We start from the raw sequence: 15335 nt of genomic DNA, 5'->3' as shown, positions 1-15335 counted from the left end.
GCGGGGTTGAGGACGGGTGCGGACATCAGCGCTTCTTCTTCCCGCGGTTCGGCTTCGCGCGACGCGCCGGGTCGTCCCGGAACGTCACCTCCTCGGGCGAGAGGTCCTTCGCGCGCTGGACGGGCGGCGGCGGCCCCTCGGGTTCCGCCTTCGCGCCTGCCGGCGCGTCGTCGATCCCGAGGTCGGCCACCATCCGGTTGAACTCGGCCGACGACACGGGCTGCCCGGCCTCGTCGGGCGCCGTGACCCGCTCGGCGCGGCGCTTCTTGGCCGCGTCGAGGTCGATCTCCTTCGCGGAGCCCTTCTCCGGGTACGGCGGCAGCTTGCCGTCGTTGGCCGCCTCGAGGCGCGCTCGGCGGGCCTTGAACGCCGGGACGCGCTCCATCCACTCGGTGAGCACCGGGGCGGCGATGAAGACCGACGAGTACGCGCCGGAGATCGTGCCGATGAGCATCGCGAGCGCGAAGTCCTGCAGCGTCTCGCCGCCGAACAGCAGCAGCGCGAGCGTCGGCAGACCGGTCGAGAACGACGTCACCAGCGACCGGCCGAGGACCTCGCTCATCGAGCGGTTGACGATCTGCGAGAACGCGGCCGACGGCAATCGGGCGAGGTTCTCCCTGACGCGGTCGAACACGATGATCGTGTCGTACAGCGAGTAGCCGATGATGGTCAGCAGCGCCGCGACGGTGGAGGCGGTGACCTCGGCACCGGTGAGGGCGTAGATGCCCGCCGTGATCAGGAGGTCGTGGACGACCGCGATGAGGATCGGGACGGTGTAGCGGAGCCCGAAGCGGAACCAGATCACGAACGCGATCAGGACGAACGACGCGATGATCGCGATCACGGCGGTGCGCGCGACGGTCTCGCCGAACGTCGGGCCGACCGAGTTCGTGCTCACGTCCTTCTGCTGGATCTGCAGGCCCTTCTGGATCGCGTCCAGTGCGGCCTGCTGCTGGGCCGGCGTCAGGTCCTCGGTCTGGACCTGGAACTTCTTGCCGCCGTCGATCTCCTGGACCTTGGCGTCCTGCTGGCCGACCGGCTTCAGCGCGTCGCGGACCTGGTCCTCGTTGAACGTCTTGCCGGCCGGGACCGTGGCCGTGATCTGGGTGCCCGACTCGAAGTCGATGCCGAAGTTCAGGCCGCGCGAGCCGACGGCGATCGCGCCGATCGCGAGCACGACGCCCGACATCGCGAAGAACCAGCGGCCGGCGCCGTTGAAGTCGAACCGGTGCCAGATCGGCTTGCGGGAGCGCGCGCCGAGGGCCTTCGGGTTCGACATCAGCTTCGAGCGGCCGAGGATGCCGAGGATCGCCTGGGTCAGGAGGACCGCGGTGATCATCGACAGCAGCACGCCGATGCCGAGCGTGAACGCGAAGCCCTTCGGTCCGGCGACGGCGACGAGGAAGAGGACGAACGCGACGAGGAACGTGATGACGTTGCCGTCGATGATCGCCGACAGGCCCTTGCGATAGCCGTCCTTGATCGCCCGTGGGACCGATCTGCCGTCCTGCAGCTCGTCCTTCACACGTTCGAAGATGACGACGTTGGCGTCGGCCGCCACGGCGATCGTGAGGATCAGACCGGCGATGCCCGGGAGGGTCAGGACGACCGGGACGAGCTTGATGATCGCCAGGAAGAAGACGGAGTAGACCGCGAGGCCGGCGACGGCGATCAGGCCGAGGACGCGATAGAAGGCGATCAGGAAGATCGCGACCACGCCGAAGCCGACGAGACCGGCGACGAGGGCCTGGTCGAGGGCCTCCTGGCCGAGGGTCGCGGAGACCTGCTGCGACGAGATGACCTTGAGGTTCAGCGGCAGCGAGCCGGACTTCAGGAGGTTCGCGAGGCTCTTGGCCTGGTCGTACGTGAACGAGCCGGAGATCTGCGAGCCGGTGTTGCCGCCGATGCCGTCCGGGTTGTCCTGGAAGTCGATGACCGGGGACGAGATCGCCTGCTGGTCGAGGACGATCGTGAAGTGCTGGTTGCAGTACTGCCCGGTGGCGGTCTTCCCGGTGACGCCGGCGGGCGGGACGCAGTTCTCGGAGCCGCGCTTGGCGATCTCCTTCGTGACGTCCTTCCAGCGCTTCTTGCCGGTGCTGGTGAAGTCGAAGGTGACGTTCGGCTTGTTGCCGCCGCCGAGGCCGGTGTCGACGCCCTGGCTGGGGTTCTTGATGTCCTGGCCGCGCAGCGCCGGGCGGTCGCGGATGATGAACCAGCGGTTGCCGGCGGGCAGGACCTTGCCGTCGCCGTTGACGTTGTTGGCGGCCTGGATGACGCGGTAGCCCTCGGGCACCTTGATGAAGCGGCGCTTGCCGACGGGCTGGTTCTGGGCGTCGACCAGCCCACGGGTCTTCGGATTCGACCGGATGTCCGCCACGAGGTCCTTGACGGTTGCGGCCGGGACCGCGTTGAAGACCGTCTTCAACTGGTCGTTGACGAGGTACCACTGGTCCCCCGTCGTCGTCGGGAACGTGCCCTTCGGGTTCGTCTGGCGCTGGAACTTCGACGCCCGCAGGACCGCCCCGTACTGGGTCAGGGCCGCCGCGTTGTTCGTCTCGGCGCCGCCGGCCCCGATGCCGCCGACGTTCGCGCCCGTGATCTGCGGGTTCGTGGGATCGATGGCGCCGCCCGCGCCGACGATGTTCGCCTCCCAGTCGTAGAACCGCAGCTGGGCGGTCGTGCCGACGCGCCGCTCGGCCTCCTGGGTGTTCGACACCGCCGGGAGCGAGACGACGATCTGGTCGTTCCCGGAGCGCTGGATCTCCGACTCGCCGACACCGAACGCGTTGATGCGGTCCTGCATCACGTCGATCGTGCGCTGGATCGAGTCGTCGTTCAGGCTCGAGCCCTTCGTGGGCGTCAGCTGGTAGACGAGCTGGACACCGCCCTGCAGATCCAGGCCCTTCTTCGTCGGTTTCGTGATGAGCACGACCGCCGCGGCGACGACCATCAGCGCGACGAGCGCGAGAATGAGGGACTGGCGGCGGCGATCGGTCATAACGCAGCGGCCAGCGTACCGACCCCCACGGAACGCCGAGCCGCGGTCGCGGAGCGCCCGTGCGGTGGCGCGACCGGGCCCGCGCCCGACCGACCGCCGACCCGCCGGATCTTCAGGAGATCTTCAGGATCCGGGGATCGCGAGACCGAGGTGCTCGAACGCCAGCGGCGTGACGATCCGGCCCCTCGGGGTGCGCTGCAGGAGCCCCTGCTGGAGCAGGTAGGGCTCGTAGACGTCCTCGATGGTGTCGGCCTCCTCGCCGACCGCCGCCGACAGCGTCGAGAGGCCGACGGGACCGCCCGCGAACATCACGCAGATGCCGCGCAGGATCTCGCGGTCCAGGCGGTCCAGCCCGAGCGCGTCGACGCCGAGGAGATCCAGGGCCTCGGCCGCCGAGTCGGCGCTGACCCGCCCCCCGTGGCGGACCTCGACGAAGTCCCGGACCCGTCGCAGCAGGCGGTTGGCCACGCGCGGGGTGCCGCGGGCCCGCAGGGCGATCAGCCCGGCGCCCTCGTCGTCGACGTCCATCCCCAGCAGGCCCGCCGACCGGCGGACGATCGAGACGAGGTCGGCGTGCTCGTAGGGCTCCAGGCGCTGCTGCAGGCCGAAGCGGTCCCGGAGCGGCCGGGTCAGGAGGCCCGCGCGGGTGGTCGCCCCGACGAGCGTGAACGCCGGGAGGTCGAGCGTGACCACCCGGGCCCCGATGCCCTGGCCGATCGTGACCGGCAGCTGCCGGTCCTCCATCGCCGGGTAGAGGGTCTCCTCGAGCGCCTTGGGCAGGCGGTGGAGCTCGTCGACGAAGAACACGCTGCCCGGCTGCAGGGCGGTCAGGAGCGCGGCGATGTCGGCCTTGCGCTCCAGCGACGGGCCGGCGGTCGGGACGAACGGGGCCTCCATCTCCTCTGCCAGGATCCGGGCCAGCGACGTCTTGCCGAGGCCGGGCGGGCCGGCGAGCAGGACGTGGTCGAGGGACTCCCCCCGCGCCCGCGCGGCGTCGATCGCGATCTTCAGCTGGTCGCGGACGTGCGTCTGTCCGACGAACTCGTCCAGGCTCCGCGGACGGAGCGAGAGGTCCTCGGCCTCCTCGCCCGGCAGCGGCTCGGGATCCGGCAGGCGCGGGACGTCCTCGCCGCCGGCGTCGCGCGTGCGGATGCCCTGCCCCGGCAGCGGCGTGCCGCCACGCCCCGCGCCGGGGCCGAGGTCGCCGGGGCCGCTCACGCGCGGGACCTGCGCAGGGCGTCGGCGATCAGCTCGGCGGCGGTGGTGCCGTGCGAGACCGCGAGGAGGGCCTCGACCTCGTCCGGCGACAGGCCCAGGCCCAGCAGGCCCTCGCGGGCCTCGTCCACGGGGGTCGCCGTGACGACGCCCCGGGCCGCGCCGCCCGCACCGGTGCCGACCGAAGCCCGGCCGGCGAGCTTGTCCTGCAGCTCGGAGACGATGCGCTCGGCCGTCCGCTTGCCGACCCCCGGGACCTGCTGGAGGCGCTTGGCGTCGCCCGAGGCGATGCTCGTGGCGACCTCGTCCGGCCCGCCCGAGGACAGCACTGCCAGGGCCAGCTTGGGACCGACGGCCTGCACGGTGAGGAGCAGGTGGAAGAGGTCGCGCTCGGGCTCGCTGCCGAATCCGAAGAGGGTGAGGGCGTCCTCGCGCACCGCCAGGTGGCAGAGGAGCGTCGTCTCCTGTCCGGCGGCCGGGAGGGCGGCCAGCGTGGTGCCGGAGCAGTTCAGGACGTAGCCGACGCCGCCGGGGGTCAGGAGGACGACGTTGTCCGCACGGCGCTCATGGACCGTGCCCCGCAGGAGCGCGATCACCGGGCCACCGCAGCGCGCAGCGGCGCGTGGTTGGCGTGGCAGATCGCGGCGGCGAGGGCGTCGGCGGCGTGGTCCGGCGACGGCGGGGCGTCGAGCCGGAGCAGCATCTGGACCATCCGCTGGACCTGGGCCTTGTCGGCCGCGCCGCTGCCGCAGACCGCGCCCTTGATCTGCTGCGGCGTGTAGTCGATGCAGGGGACCCCTCGCTGGGCGGCCGCCAGCAGCACCACCCCGCGCGCCTGACCGACGGCCAGGGCGCTCGTGGTGTTCCTGCCGAAGTACAGGCTCTCCATCGAGAGCGCGACCGGGGCGTGGTGGTCGATCAGCGCGCAGACGGTGTCGTGGATCTGCTCGAGGCGGACGCCGAGGTCCGTCCCTGAACGGGTCGTGATCACCCCGCCGTCGACGGCGACCATGCCGCTCCCGCGGCGGTGGACGACGCCGTAGCCGGTGTTGGCGAGGCCGGGATCGATGCCGAGGACGGTCACCACACCGCCATTCTGCGCGGAGGGTCGGACGCCTTCCCACGAACAGCTGTTCGTACGTCCGGTCATCGTCGGGCCGCGCGGACGATCGCGGCCTCGACGCCCGCCTGGAAGTCGCGCTCGTCGTGCGCCGCCGCCGTCCGGAGTCCGCCGGACCGCAGTCGGGACCCCAGCCCGGGGTCGGCGGCGAGCCGCGCGACGGCGGACGCCACCGCGGCGGGGTCGTCGACGGGGACGACGAGCGCGTTGTCCCCGTCGTCCAGGTACTCGGCCTGCCCGCCGACGTCCGTCGACACGACCGGCAGGCCGAAGGACATCGCCTCGAGCGGGACCAGGCCGAACGGCTCGGACCAGCGGACGGGGAAGACGAGCGCGTCGTGCTCGGCGAAGAGCGTCGGCAGGGCGGAGCGGTCGACGGCGGGGCGCAACTCCAGCCGGTCGCCGGTCCCCGCGTCCTCCGCCCGCCGGCGCAGGTCGGCCGCGACGCGCTCGTCCCCGCCGCCGACGACCGTCAGCGAGACGTCGTGCGGCAGGCGCGCGAGCGCGTCGACGACGACGTCGACGCCCTTGCGGTGGTCCAGCCGGCCGAGGCAGAGCAGTCGCCCGGTCCAGGGTCGCTCGGGCACCGGGGCGTCCGGGAGCGGGACGCCGGGCGACAGGACCCGCCAGCCCGGCGGGATCGACCGGGTGCGGACGAGCTCGTCGGCGAGGCGCAGGGAGTTCAGGAGGACGACGCCGCCCGGCATCCCCGGCCGGTCGGCGCCGAGCGCGCGGGCGACGGGGCCCCGGCCGCGCGGGAGCGGGCGGAGCAGCCGCCGGAACCGGTCGAACACGGGGCCGTAGATCGGCCAGCGGTCGTGGACGACGAAGACGGCCGGGATCCCGGCGCGCGTCACCGCGCCGATCAGGGACAGGCTCATCCCGCCCATCGCCCAGAAGACCACGACGTCCGGGCGGTGCTCGGCGAGGTGCCGGCGGAGCACGCGGTGGTTGTGGCGCTCCAGCCGGACGGTCTCGCGCGCCGTCAGCGCCGGGAACGCGTGGTCGCGCCAGTACCAGCGGAGCTCGCGGTGGACGTCGGGGTCGTCCGGCAGCCCGCGCTCCACCGCCCCGGCCTCGGCGTGGTCGGTGACGAGCACCCGGACGGCGTGCCCGGCGGCGCGGAGCCGCTCGTCGACCCCGCGGTGGACCAGCTCGTAGCCGCCCAGATGGTGCGGCGGGTACAGGCTGGAGATCGCCAGGACCCGTGGGGTCGGCCCCGACGGGCCGGTGCGCATCGGGACCTCGGGGTCGGTCAGCCGAAGACGCGCTCGAGGACGTCGTCGGCGACGTCGAAGTTCGCGTGGACCTCGGAGACGTCGTCGTTGTCGTCCAGGGCGTCGATGAGCTTGGCGAGCTTCTCGGCGCCCTCCTCGTCCAGCGGCGTGCGGACCTGCGGGCGGTAGACGAGCTCGGCGCTCGTGTAGGCGATGTCGTTCTCGTCCAGCGCCTTCTGCACGTCGGGCAGCGCCGTGGGCTCGGTGACGACGACGAACGTGCCGTCCTCGTCCTCGATGTCGTCCGCGCCGGCCTCGATGGCGACCATCAGCGCGTCCTCGTCGTGCTGCGCGCCGTCGACGACGATGACGCCCTTGCGGTCGAAGAGGTAGGCGACGGAGCCGGGCTCGCCGAGGTTGCCGCCGGCCTTCGTGAACATGTGCCGGATGTCCGCGCCGGTGCGGTTGCGGTTGTCGGTCAGGGCCTCGACCAGCACCGCGACGCCGCCGGGGCCGTAGCCCTCGTACATCACGTTCTCGTAGCTCGCGGCGTCCGCGCCGGCCCCGGTGCCCTTGTCGATGGCCCGCTGGATGTTGTCCTTGGGCATCGACGCGTCCTTGGCCTTCTGGACGGCCAGCGCGAGCGACGGGTTGCCGATGATGTCCCCGCCGCCGTCCTTCGCGGCGATGGTGATGTGACGGCTGAGCTTCGTGAACATCTTGCCGCGGCGCGAGTCGACGATCGCCTTCTTGTGCTTGATGCTCGCCCATTTGCTGTGCCCCGACATGCGTCCCAGCCTAGCGCGGGGCGCGGGATCGGAGGATCCGGCGGCGTCAGCGCGTGCGGGCGATCGCCGCGCGGTAGAGCTCGACCGTCCGGGCGGTGTGGGGGCCGACGCCCAGCCCGGCGACCGCCCCGCGGCAGCGGTCGCGGACGCCGTCGTCGTCCGCGAGCTCCAGGGCGCCGAGGAGCGCCGTGGCGAGCGCCTCCGCCGTCGGCTCCGGGGCGATCCGTCCGACGTCGTCGGACGTGACGATCTCGGCGGGGCCCTCCCCCGCGAACGCGACCGCCGGCGTCCCGCACGCCAGGCTCTCGGCGACGACCAGCCCGAACGCCTCGTTCTCCGACGGCAGGGCGGTGGCCCACGCGCGGCGGTAGGCGTCGACCAGGGCGGGGCGGTCGTCGAGGTCGACGAGCGTCACGCCGTCGACCGCCGCCAGGTCGCGGGCCAGCGCCGGGTCGGCCGGGCGGTTCACCAGGAGGCGCGTCCCCGGGCGGGACCGGCGGACGATCGGCAGCGCCCCCAGGAGCAGCTCGATGCGCTTCGCGCCACTGGCCGGGTCGGACGCGAAGAGGATCGTCGGCTCCTCGTGGCGGTCCGCCGTCGGGTCGACCGTGAAGGCGTCGAGGTCCACGGGCGGCGGGACGATCTCCGACCGCACGGCGAACGTCCGCCAGACCCGCTGCTGCGCGAAGCGGCTCAGGGTCGTGACGACGTCGGCGGCGCGGGCCGCGTCGACGAGCCCCTCCAGGCGGCCGCGGACGGCGACCGCCCACGCGCGGTCGGGCGGGCCCATGACGCTGACGACGACGGGGACCCGGGCGCGACGGTCGCGGCCGGCGGGACGGACGACGCCGAGCGCGTGGTGGGCGGTCGCGGCACGCACGGCCAGCGTCGCGTCGGTCGGGTAGAAGGCGTGGAGGACGTCGCCGGGGTCGGCGGCCAGCAGCGGCAGCGCGAGGGCGTGATGCGCGGCATGGTCGTCGGCGATCGTGCGCCACAGGCGACGGGACGTGACCCGCGGGAGTCGCGTGACGTCGAGGCCGTCCTCGCGCTCGAACGTCGGCCGCCGGCCCGGGTGCGACGTCACGAGCTGCGCGCGGTGCCCGGCCGCGACCAGGCCGTCGGCCAGGGAGCGGACGGCGCGCTCGCTGCCGCGCCGGACCTCCGGCCAGAAGACCGGGTTCAGGAGCGTCGGGCGCAGCGGCGGCCCGGTCACAGGAGCGGCGTCCTCTCCCGCACCGACGCCAGCGCGAACGAGGCGATCTGGGCGCCGTCGATCAGCGCGTCGCCCGGGAGCTCCGCGGCGCTGCGGGCGATCCCGCGGGGGGAGCGGCCGTAGCGCGTCAGGTGCCACGCGAGCCACGGGGCGGTCAGGCCGAGGCCGAGGGGTCGGCAGCGACACACGGAGTGCCCGATCCCGAGCGCGCCGAGCAGCCACCACGCGTGGGCCGGGGACCAGAAGACGCCCGCCGGGTAGAACCGCCGCAGACCGGGGTGCCGGCGGACGAGGCGCGGACCGTCGACGAACCGCGCCGCCACGCGCAGCGCCCCGAGGAGCCCGGGCGTCTCGACGGCGTGGTCGACGACGGCCTCCGGGACCGCGACCCACGGCGCGCCGGCGTCGCGCAGCCGCCAGGCGAGGTCGGTGTCCTCCCCCGCGCGCTCGAACGTCTCGTCGAGCCCGCCGACGTGCTCGAGCGCCCCGCGCGGGATCGCCGCGGAGCAGAGCTCGGCCCACGGCGTCGGCGGCACGAACGTCTGCAGACGGACCCGGGGCGCGCGCATCGCGACGCGCTCCTGGTCGGGGTCGATCGCCGCACCGCCCTGGAGGAACGCCGTCGGCGAGGCCTCGTGGGCGAGAAGGAACGCGGCCAGCCAGTCCGGGCGGGGCCGGCAGTCGTCGTCGGTGAACGCGACGAGCGGGGCACGCGAGGCCCGCCAGCCGGCGTTGCGCTTGCCCGCGGCGAACGGCGCCGGGTCCGCCACGATCCGGGCGATCCCGGCGGCGACCAGCGGATGCTCGGCGGCGGCGTCCAGCGGCGGCGCGACGGTGCCCTCGGTGTGGACGACGACGACCTCGAAGGTCCGGCCGTCCGGGAGCTCCTGGGCGGCGAGCGCGTCGAGCGCCCAGAGGAGTCCGACGCGGCGCCCGGCGGTCGCCATCACGACCGAGACGTCGGGCGTGCCGCTCACCGCCGCCCGTCCCGCCACCGGGACGCGCGATGACCGAGCGCGCCGCGCATCTGCCGCAGCCGGCCCTTGCGTCGCAGGGCGAGCCGGCCGCCCGACGCGGTCCCGGGGGCGTCCGGCTGCGGGGCCTCGATCCCGGCCTGTGCGGCGCACGCCGCGAGCAGCCCGCCGAGCCAGCCGTCGAACTCGTCGGCGTCGACCAGCACGCGCTCGCGGGCCCGGACCTCGTCCTCCCACCAGAACGCGATCGTGCGGTCGTCGGCGGGCACGGCCTCGTGGGTGCCCGTCGGCAGGTGCCGGCCCGGCGCGGCGAGGAGGTGCGGCTTGTGGGTCAGGACGAGCTCGCCGCCGTCCCACTCGCCGATCCAGCGGTGGTGCGACCAGCCGACCCACGGCCCCTGGACGCCGAAGGTCAGCTCCTCGACCGCCGTCGGCAGCTCGACGTACCCCGAGCGCGAGACGCGCTGGAGCTCGGCGCAGACGAAGACCGGGTCGCGGACGTCCTCCAGCGTGTGCGAGCAGATCACGACGTCGAACTGGTCGTCCTCGAACGGCCACGGATCGGGGCCGCAGATGTCGGCCTGGACCCAGGTGTCCGCCGAGAACCGCTCGCGGTCGGGGTCCGCCGCGCCGTAGAGGCCGCGGGTCTCGTACGGGAGCAGGTCGACGACCCAGTCCGCGCGCCACAGGGGCGCCGCCCAGCCGCCGACGTCGAGGACGACCAGGTCGTCCGCGAGCTCGTCGATCCGCTGCCGGGCGTCCGGCCTCACGCGCGCTTGGCCGTGAAGAGGACGTTCGTGCCCTTCATCTCCGCGTTCGTCGGCGGGCGCATGATCGCGTGGCGCTTCACGTCGACGAACCCGGCGGTGACGAACCACGCGCGCAGGGCGGCGAGGTTCGGGACCCACCAGTTGAACGCGGTCTCGACGGTCTCGAACGTCGCCATCGCCTTCCGCGGCGAGCGCAGCGTCGCGGCGACGGAGAACGCCTCGAACGCGATCAGGCGGCCGCCGGGCCGCAGGCAGCCGTGGAGCCGCTCGAGCGCCCCGACGGGGTCTCGCAGGTGCAGGAGGATCGCGCCGACGAAGACGAGGTCGTACTCGCCGGGGACCTCCTCCGGCGCGAAGTTCTGGACGTCCACCTCGAGCCGCTCGACGGACGACCCGCGGATCTCGTGCGCGAGCTTGAAGCCGCGGCCGAGCTCCATGTCCTTCTCGGCCATCTCCTTCAGCAGGCGCTCGCGGTGGATGGGCGGGAAGTTCGTACCCTCGAACGCGGGGAGGTCGAGCGCGGTGACCTGCGCGCCGCGCTCCTCCATCGCGAACGACCAGTGGCCGTCGAACGTGCCGACCTCGAGCGCGCGGACGCCCGTCAGGTCGCGCGGCAGGATCTTCGGCGTGACGGGCCGGTGGTCGACGAACCCCGGCGTGACGACGCCCGGCGCCAGCTCGATCGCGTGGTACCAGACCGGGTTGTCCGCGATCGCGGCGCGCGCGGCGGCGATGCGCTCCTCGACGGGCAGGGTCATCGGCGGGTCCCCCCGGCGGCGCGGGAGACCCCGGGCGCGGCGACGGGGGACGTCAGGAGGGAGCGGTCGACCACAGCGCCGCAGTGTACGGCGGGCCGACGCCCCGCGGCGTCCGTGCGACGGGCGGGCATCCGTCCTCCGCGGCCCGTCGGGGAATGCACCGGAAGCCGTCGATTCCCTGATGGGCGTCGGGAACCGGCGGGTCCCGGCGGGTCCCGGTGCCGCGACCGGGGCCTACACTCCGCGCCCATGGCCGAGGCCCCAGCCACCGACGCGCTGCGCGACGCGCGCCAGTTCGCGTACGAGAACCCGCGCAGCGACGTCCAGTCGATGGTCCCGGCGTCCGCCCGCCGGATCCTCGACCTGGGGTGCTCCTCCGGCGCGCTCGGCGCCGGGCTGAAGGCCGCGGTGCCCGGTCGCGAGATCGTCGGCCTGGAGCTCGACCCGGTCTACGCCGAGCGCGCCCGGACACGGCTGGACCGCGTGGAGGTCGCCGACCTCGAGGCGCTGCTCGCCACGCCGGCGTCGGCCCGCGAGCTCGTGGGCGACGGCTACGACTGCGTGATCGCCGCCGACGTCCTCGAGCACCTGCGCGAGCCGTGGACCGCGCTGGCCTCCGCCGTCGCGCTGCTCCGCCCCGGCGGCGCGGTCGTCGTCTCGCTCCCGAACGTCCGGTACTGGGAGACGTTCTGGACCCTCGCCCGGCACGGCACCTGGCCGCGTCGCGAGGCCGGGATCTTCGACGCCACCCACCTGCGCTGGTTCACGCTCGGCGACGCGATGAACCTCCTCGCGGACGCCGGCGCCCCGATCGGGCCGGTCGACCGCGACGTCCTGCGCGTCATGAAGGTCCACCCGTGGAAGCCGCACCGGATCGACCGGCGGCTGCCGAGGATCGCGCCCCGCGGCGTCCGCGCGTTCCTCACCTACCAGCACGTGCTGGTGGGGACGACGCCGACCTGATCCGGCGCTCGTCCGGACGATCTGCGGCGCCGGTCCGGTCCGTCGGCGGCGACCGACGGGCCGGCCCGCGTCGCCCGGGCCGGTCAGGTCATGCGCTCGCCCGGGCGGACGAGCTCGATCCGGGGCACGCAGCACGCGGGTGAGACGCGCAGCAGGAACCTCACGGTCTGCGCGATGTCCTCCGGGGTCATCATCGCCGTGGGGTCCGGCGGGCCGCCGCCCGGATCACGGGTCGGCGTATCGACGAAGCCCGGGCAGAGCGCCGAGGACTTGATGCCCTCGGCGGAGAGCTCGCGGTGCATCGACTCGGTCCAGTTGATGAGCCCGGCCTTCGTCGCGGCGTAGACCGAGAGCCACGGCTCGCCGTAGACCCCGGTGACGGAGGCGACGTTGACCACCAGCGCGTTGCGATGTTCCCGCGCGGCGGTGCGCAGGAGGGGGATCGCCTCGCGGTAGAGCAGGATCGGCGTCCGGAGGTTGACCGCGAGCTGCAGGTCGAGGTCCTCGTCGGTCGTCTCGGCCACCCCCGCACCGCGGCCGACGCCGGCGTTGTTGACGACGACGTCGAGGCGCCCCCAGCGCTCGCGGTGCTCGGCGACGATGCGCGCGACGGCGCCGTCCTCCTGGAGCTCCGCCGGCACCCCGTGGACCGTGAAGCCCTCCTCGAGCAGCTCGGCGGTGGCGGCCTCCAGCCGGTCGGCGCGCCTGGCCGTCAGCGTGACGGCGAGCCCCTCCTCGGCCAGCGCGCGCGAGACGGCCAGCCCGATGCCGCTGGTGGCTCCGGTCACGATCGCGGCGCGCTGCGGCATCGGCGGGGGTCCTCGGGTCGGGTCGGACGGCTGCCGGACGGGCCCGGCGCCCGGGAGGATCGCAGGCGATGCCGGTGGGCGAGCCGGCGCGCCCGGCACGGGGCCGACCGGGCGGGCCGGGGCGCCCGAGACGTGGCGCCGGGCGGCCGGGCCGGGCTGCGAGCCCGTCCGGTTCTGCGTCGTCGTCGCCATGCGACGCGAACGCAGCATCCGTACTGCTAGGTCGCCTCGCCCAACCCGGGCCCGCCGATGCGGTTCTGCGTCGTCGTCGCCGTGCGACGCGAACGCAGCATCCGTCCTCCCGCGTGGTGCCGCGCCGGCCGCCCGGCCGCGCCGGCCGAGCCTCGCGTCGGATCGGTCCTCCGCCGGGTCAGCCGCCGCGCCGGCGGCGCATCGCGCCCCAGCCGTTCTCGACGATCAGGCCGGCGGCGGCGAGCCAGGCGCTCTCGCCCGGCCGCGGGTCGCGGCCGGCGCCCATGTGCCGGAGCTGGCGGGTGTGCCAGTAGAGGTCCACGGCGCTGTCGAGCTTGGCGACACCGATGCGCTTCTCCCCCGCGTCGACGGACGTGATCCGCCCGTCCAGCAGGCGTGCCGGGGCGTCGGGGGCGACGGCGAGCGGCCGGCCGAGCCCGACGACGTCGCAGGCGCCGGACGCGACAGCGCGCTCCATCGCCTCGGCGGTGCGGAAGCCGCCCGTGACCATCAGCGGCACGTGCGGGACGCGCTCGCGCAGCCGCTCCGCGTACTCGAGGAAGTACGCCTCGCGGGCGATCGTGCTCGGCCGCTTGTCGCCGTCCATCATCGTCGGCTGCTCGTAGGTCCCGCCGCTGATCTCGATCAGGTCGAGGTCCTCGGCGGCGAGCGCCTCGAGCACCGCCATCGACTCGTCCTCGTCGAACCCGCCGCGCTGGAAGTCCGCGGAGTTCAGCTTGATCGCGACCGCCACGCCCGACGGGACCGCGGCGCGGACGGCACGGACGACCTCGACGACGAACCGGCGCCGGCGCTCGGCGTCGCCGCCCCACGCGTCGTCGCGGACGTTCGCCAGGGGCGAGAGGAACTGCGAGATCAGGTACCCGTGGGCGCCGTGCAGCTGGATCCCCGTGAAGCCGGCGGTCGCCAGGACGGCGGCGGTGCGCGCGTAGCGGGCGATCAGCTCCTCGACCTCCGCGCCCGTCAGCGCGCGGGGCGTGACGTAGCCCGGGATCCGCGGGGCGACGGCGCTCGGCGCGACCGGGCGGGCGGACCCGGCGAGCCACAGCGCCTGCCGGCCCGGGTGGTTGATCTGCGCCCACGCGACGCCTCCGCCCGAGCGCGCGGCGTCGGCCCACGACGTGAGCGCGGCGAGGTCGCGGTCGTCCTCGACGACGACGTTCCGCGGCTCGCCGAGCTGCCGCCGGTCGATCATCACGTTTCCCGTGACGAGCAGCCCCGAGCCGCCCGCGGACCAGCGGCGGTAGAGCCGGGTCAGGTCCTCGGTCGGCGCGTTGCGGCGGTCGCCCAGCTGCTCGGAGAGCGCGGACTTCGCCAGCCGGTTGGGGAGCGTCTGGCCCCCGGGAAGGGTGAGCGGCGCGGCGAGCGCCTTCGGCGTGGTCGCGGTGTCGGGCATCGGAACCTCCGGTCGGGCGGCCGGACGGCGCGCCGGAGGCGGAAGCTACAGGACCGTAGCCAGCGACGCTACCCGCGGTAGGTTCTGGCTCCCGGCGTCGCCGTCCGCGGCATGCGGGACCCCGGGGGGCCGATCGACCCGATGCGCTCAGCGTCCGCGGCGCAGCTTCGCCTTCACGAGGCGCCGGGCCTCCCAGCCCAGCTCCTTCGCGAGCAGCCGCGGCGGGTAGCGGAGCGGGCCGAGGCGGACGAGCCCGTCGGCGTCGTCCCACCAGCGCTGCCGGGCGGCGAGCTGCGGCATCGCCTCGATCCCGAGCGCGTCGAGCGAGCCGCCGCGGATCCCGACCCCGAAGACCTCGCGCGGGATGCCCTGGTCGCCGACCCCGAGGACCCACGCGTCGTCGAACGGCTCGAGCAGCTGCCGGAAGCCCTCGGGCGTGAAGCGGAAGTAGTCGTTCGGGTAGCCGTGGATGCCGAAGAGCATCACCGAGCTGATGAGGCAGAGGCCGCCGTCGGGGCGGAGCGCGCGGTGCATCTCGCGGACCGCGGTGACGGGGTCGGCGCAGTGCTCCAGGGTGTCGAGGCAGACCGCGGTGCCGATCTCGCCGTCGGCGTAGGTCAGCGCCCGGAGGTCCTCGACGCGGTCGACGCCCGGGCCCTCGCGGAAGTCGGTGCCCGTGAAAGGCCGGCCCGGGAAGAACCGCCGCAGGTCGATGTCCTGCTCCGCCTCGACCTGCAGCGACCCGAACTCGACCACCGGATCGGGTGCCGGGACGAGGGCCAGGACGTCGGACAGGAACTCGCGGGTGATCGGCTGGGCCACGGCCGGGCAGTCTACGGAGGATGCGGCGCCCGCCGACCCCGGCCGCCCCGGCCCGGACGCCGGCCCCGGGGCACTAGAC

Annotated in this window: 14 protein-coding genes; 1 reads left to right on the top strand and 13 read right to left on the bottom strand. The window is 74.3% G+C overall.

The window, feature by feature from the left end; genetic code table 11:
- Positions 1-25: 25 nt before the first annotated feature.
- The 10 genes from PATMI_RS0118175 to PATMI_RS0118130 form a co-directional block, all read right to left on the bottom strand.
- Positions 26-2998, bottom strand: a complete 2973-nt coding sequence (locus PATMI_RS0118175) for a protein translocase subunit SecDF (RefSeq protein WP_026911910.1) — start codon at positions 2996-2998, stop codon at positions 26-28.
- Between the two features lie 123 nt (positions 2999-3121).
- Positions 3122-4150, bottom strand: coding sequence for a Holliday junction branch migration DNA helicase RuvB (ruvB, locus tag PATMI_RS0118170; RefSeq protein ID WP_051472399.1), 1029 nt, complete (start codon positions 4148-4150; stop codon positions 3122-3124).
- Between the two features lie 62 nt (positions 4151-4212).
- Positions 4213-4809 carry a Holliday junction branch migration protein RuvA gene (gene ruvA, locus PATMI_RS0118165; protein ID WP_026911908.1) on the bottom strand — a complete coding sequence of 199 codons (597 nt, stop codon included), beginning with the start codon at positions 4807-4809 and terminating at the stop codon, positions 4213-4215.
- Positions 4806-5300 carry a crossover junction endodeoxyribonuclease RuvC gene (ruvC, locus tag PATMI_RS0118160; RefSeq protein WP_245604193.1) on the bottom strand — a complete coding sequence of 165 codons (495 nt, stop codon included), beginning with the start codon at positions 5298-5300 and terminating at the stop codon, positions 4806-4808. Before ruvC ends, ruvA begins: the two co-directional genes overlap by 4 nt.
- Positions 5301-5359: 59 nt before the next feature.
- Positions 5360-6571 (bottom strand): glycosyltransferase, encoded by a 1212-nt coding sequence (locus PATMI_RS34985; RefSeq protein ID WP_026911906.1) that lies wholly within the window; start codon positions 6569-6571, stop codon positions 5360-5362.
- A gap of 17 nt (positions 6572-6588) precedes the next feature.
- Complete coding sequence (locus PATMI_RS0118150; protein WP_026911905.1) at positions 6589-7338, bottom strand: YebC/PmpR family DNA-binding transcriptional regulator; 750 nt, start codon at positions 7336-7338, stop codon at positions 6589-6591.
- A 46-nt stretch (positions 7339-7384) separates the two neighbouring features.
- The gene (locus tag PATMI_RS36860; RefSeq protein ID WP_026911904.1) at positions 7385-8551 is read right to left on the bottom strand and encodes a glycosyltransferase family 4 protein; all 1167 of its coding nucleotides are present in this window, start codon (positions 8549-8551) and stop codon (positions 7385-7387) included.
- Entirely contained in the window at positions 8548-9528 is a 981-nt protein-coding gene (locus tag PATMI_RS0118140) for a glycosyltransferase family 2 protein (RefSeq protein ID WP_157260842.1), read from the bottom strand. The genes PATMI_RS36860 and PATMI_RS0118140 overlap by 4 nt, the downstream gene beginning before the upstream one ends.
- Positions 9525-10295, bottom strand: a complete 771-nt coding sequence (locus PATMI_RS34980; RefSeq protein ID WP_026911902.1) for a class I SAM-dependent methyltransferase — start codon at positions 10293-10295, stop codon at positions 9525-9527. The genes PATMI_RS0118140 and PATMI_RS34980 overlap by 4 nt, the downstream gene beginning before the upstream one ends.
- Complete coding sequence (locus tag PATMI_RS0118130; RefSeq protein ID WP_026911901.1) at positions 10292-11053, bottom strand: class I SAM-dependent methyltransferase; 762 nt, start codon at positions 11051-11053, stop codon at positions 10292-10294. The genes PATMI_RS34980 and PATMI_RS0118130 overlap by 4 nt, the downstream gene beginning before the upstream one ends.
- 249 nt (positions 11054-11302) lie before the next feature.
- Here PATMI_RS0118130 and PATMI_RS0118125 point away from each other — a divergent pair, with 249 nt between their 5' ends.
- Positions 11303-12016 (top strand): class I SAM-dependent methyltransferase, encoded by a 714-nt coding sequence (locus tag PATMI_RS0118125; RefSeq protein ID WP_026911900.1) that lies wholly within the window; start codon positions 11303-11305, stop codon positions 12014-12016.
- Between the two features lie 83 nt (positions 12017-12099).
- Here PATMI_RS0118125 and PATMI_RS0118120 read toward each other — a convergent pair whose 3' ends face one another.
- The 3 genes from PATMI_RS0118120 to PATMI_RS34975 all read right to left on the bottom strand — a co-directional run bounded on the left by PATMI_RS0118120 (position 12100) and on the right by PATMI_RS34975 (position 15256).
- A complete protein-coding gene (locus PATMI_RS0118120; RefSeq protein WP_026911899.1) occupies positions 12100-12825 on the bottom strand; it encodes an SDR family oxidoreductase in 726 nt (241 codons plus the stop codon).
- Positions 12826-13195: 370 nt separating this feature from the next.
- Positions 13196-14434: an NADH:flavin oxidoreductase/NADH oxidase family protein gene (locus PATMI_RS0118115; protein WP_026911898.1), complete on the bottom strand. Its 1239-nt coding sequence runs from the start codon at positions 14432-14434 to the stop codon at positions 13196-13198.
- A 147-nt stretch (positions 14435-14581) separates the two neighbouring features.
- On the bottom strand, positions 14582-15256 hold the full coding sequence (locus PATMI_RS34975; protein WP_051471994.1) for a methyltransferase domain-containing protein: 675 nt from the start codon (positions 15254-15256) through the stop codon (positions 14582-14584).
- Between the last annotated feature and the right edge of the window lie 79 nt (positions 15257-15335).

Source organism: Patulibacter minatonensis DSM 18081 (assembly GCF_000519325.1).
Lineage (GTDB): Bacteria > Actinomycetota > Thermoleophilia > Solirubrobacterales > Solirubrobacteraceae > Patulibacter > Patulibacter minatonensis.
The sequence above is the reverse complement of the archived record's forward strand: the minus strand, read 5'-3'. Positions and strand labels throughout refer to the sequence as shown.

Coding starts and splice junctions, on each gene's coding strand:
- PATMI_RS0118175 (WP_026911910.1), bottom strand. CDS start 2,998: ATGACCGATCGCCGCCGCCAGTCCCTCATTCTCGCGCTCGTCGCGCTG.
- PATMI_RS34985 (WP_026911906.1), bottom strand. CDS start 6,571: ATGCGCACCGGCCCGTCGGGGCCGACCCCACGGGTCCTGGCGATCTCC.
- PATMI_RS0118150 (WP_026911905.1), bottom strand. CDS start 7,338: ATGTCGGGGCACAGCAAATGGGCGAGCATCAAGCACAAGAAGGCGATC.
- PATMI_RS0118130 (WP_026911901.1), bottom strand. CDS start 11,053: ATGACCCTGCCCGTCGAGGAGCGCATCGCCGCCGCGCGCGCCGCGATC.
- PATMI_RS0118125 (WP_026911900.1), top strand. CDS start 11,303: ATGGCCGAGGCCCCAGCCACCGACGCGCTGCGCGACGCGCGCCAGTTC.
- PATMI_RS0118120 (WP_026911899.1), bottom strand. CDS start 12,825: ATGCCGCAGCGCGCCGCGATCGTGACCGGAGCCACCAGCGGCATCGGG.
- PATMI_RS0118115 (WP_026911898.1), bottom strand. CDS start 14,434: ATGCCCGACACCGCGACCACGCCGAAGGCGCTCGCCGCGCCGCTCACC.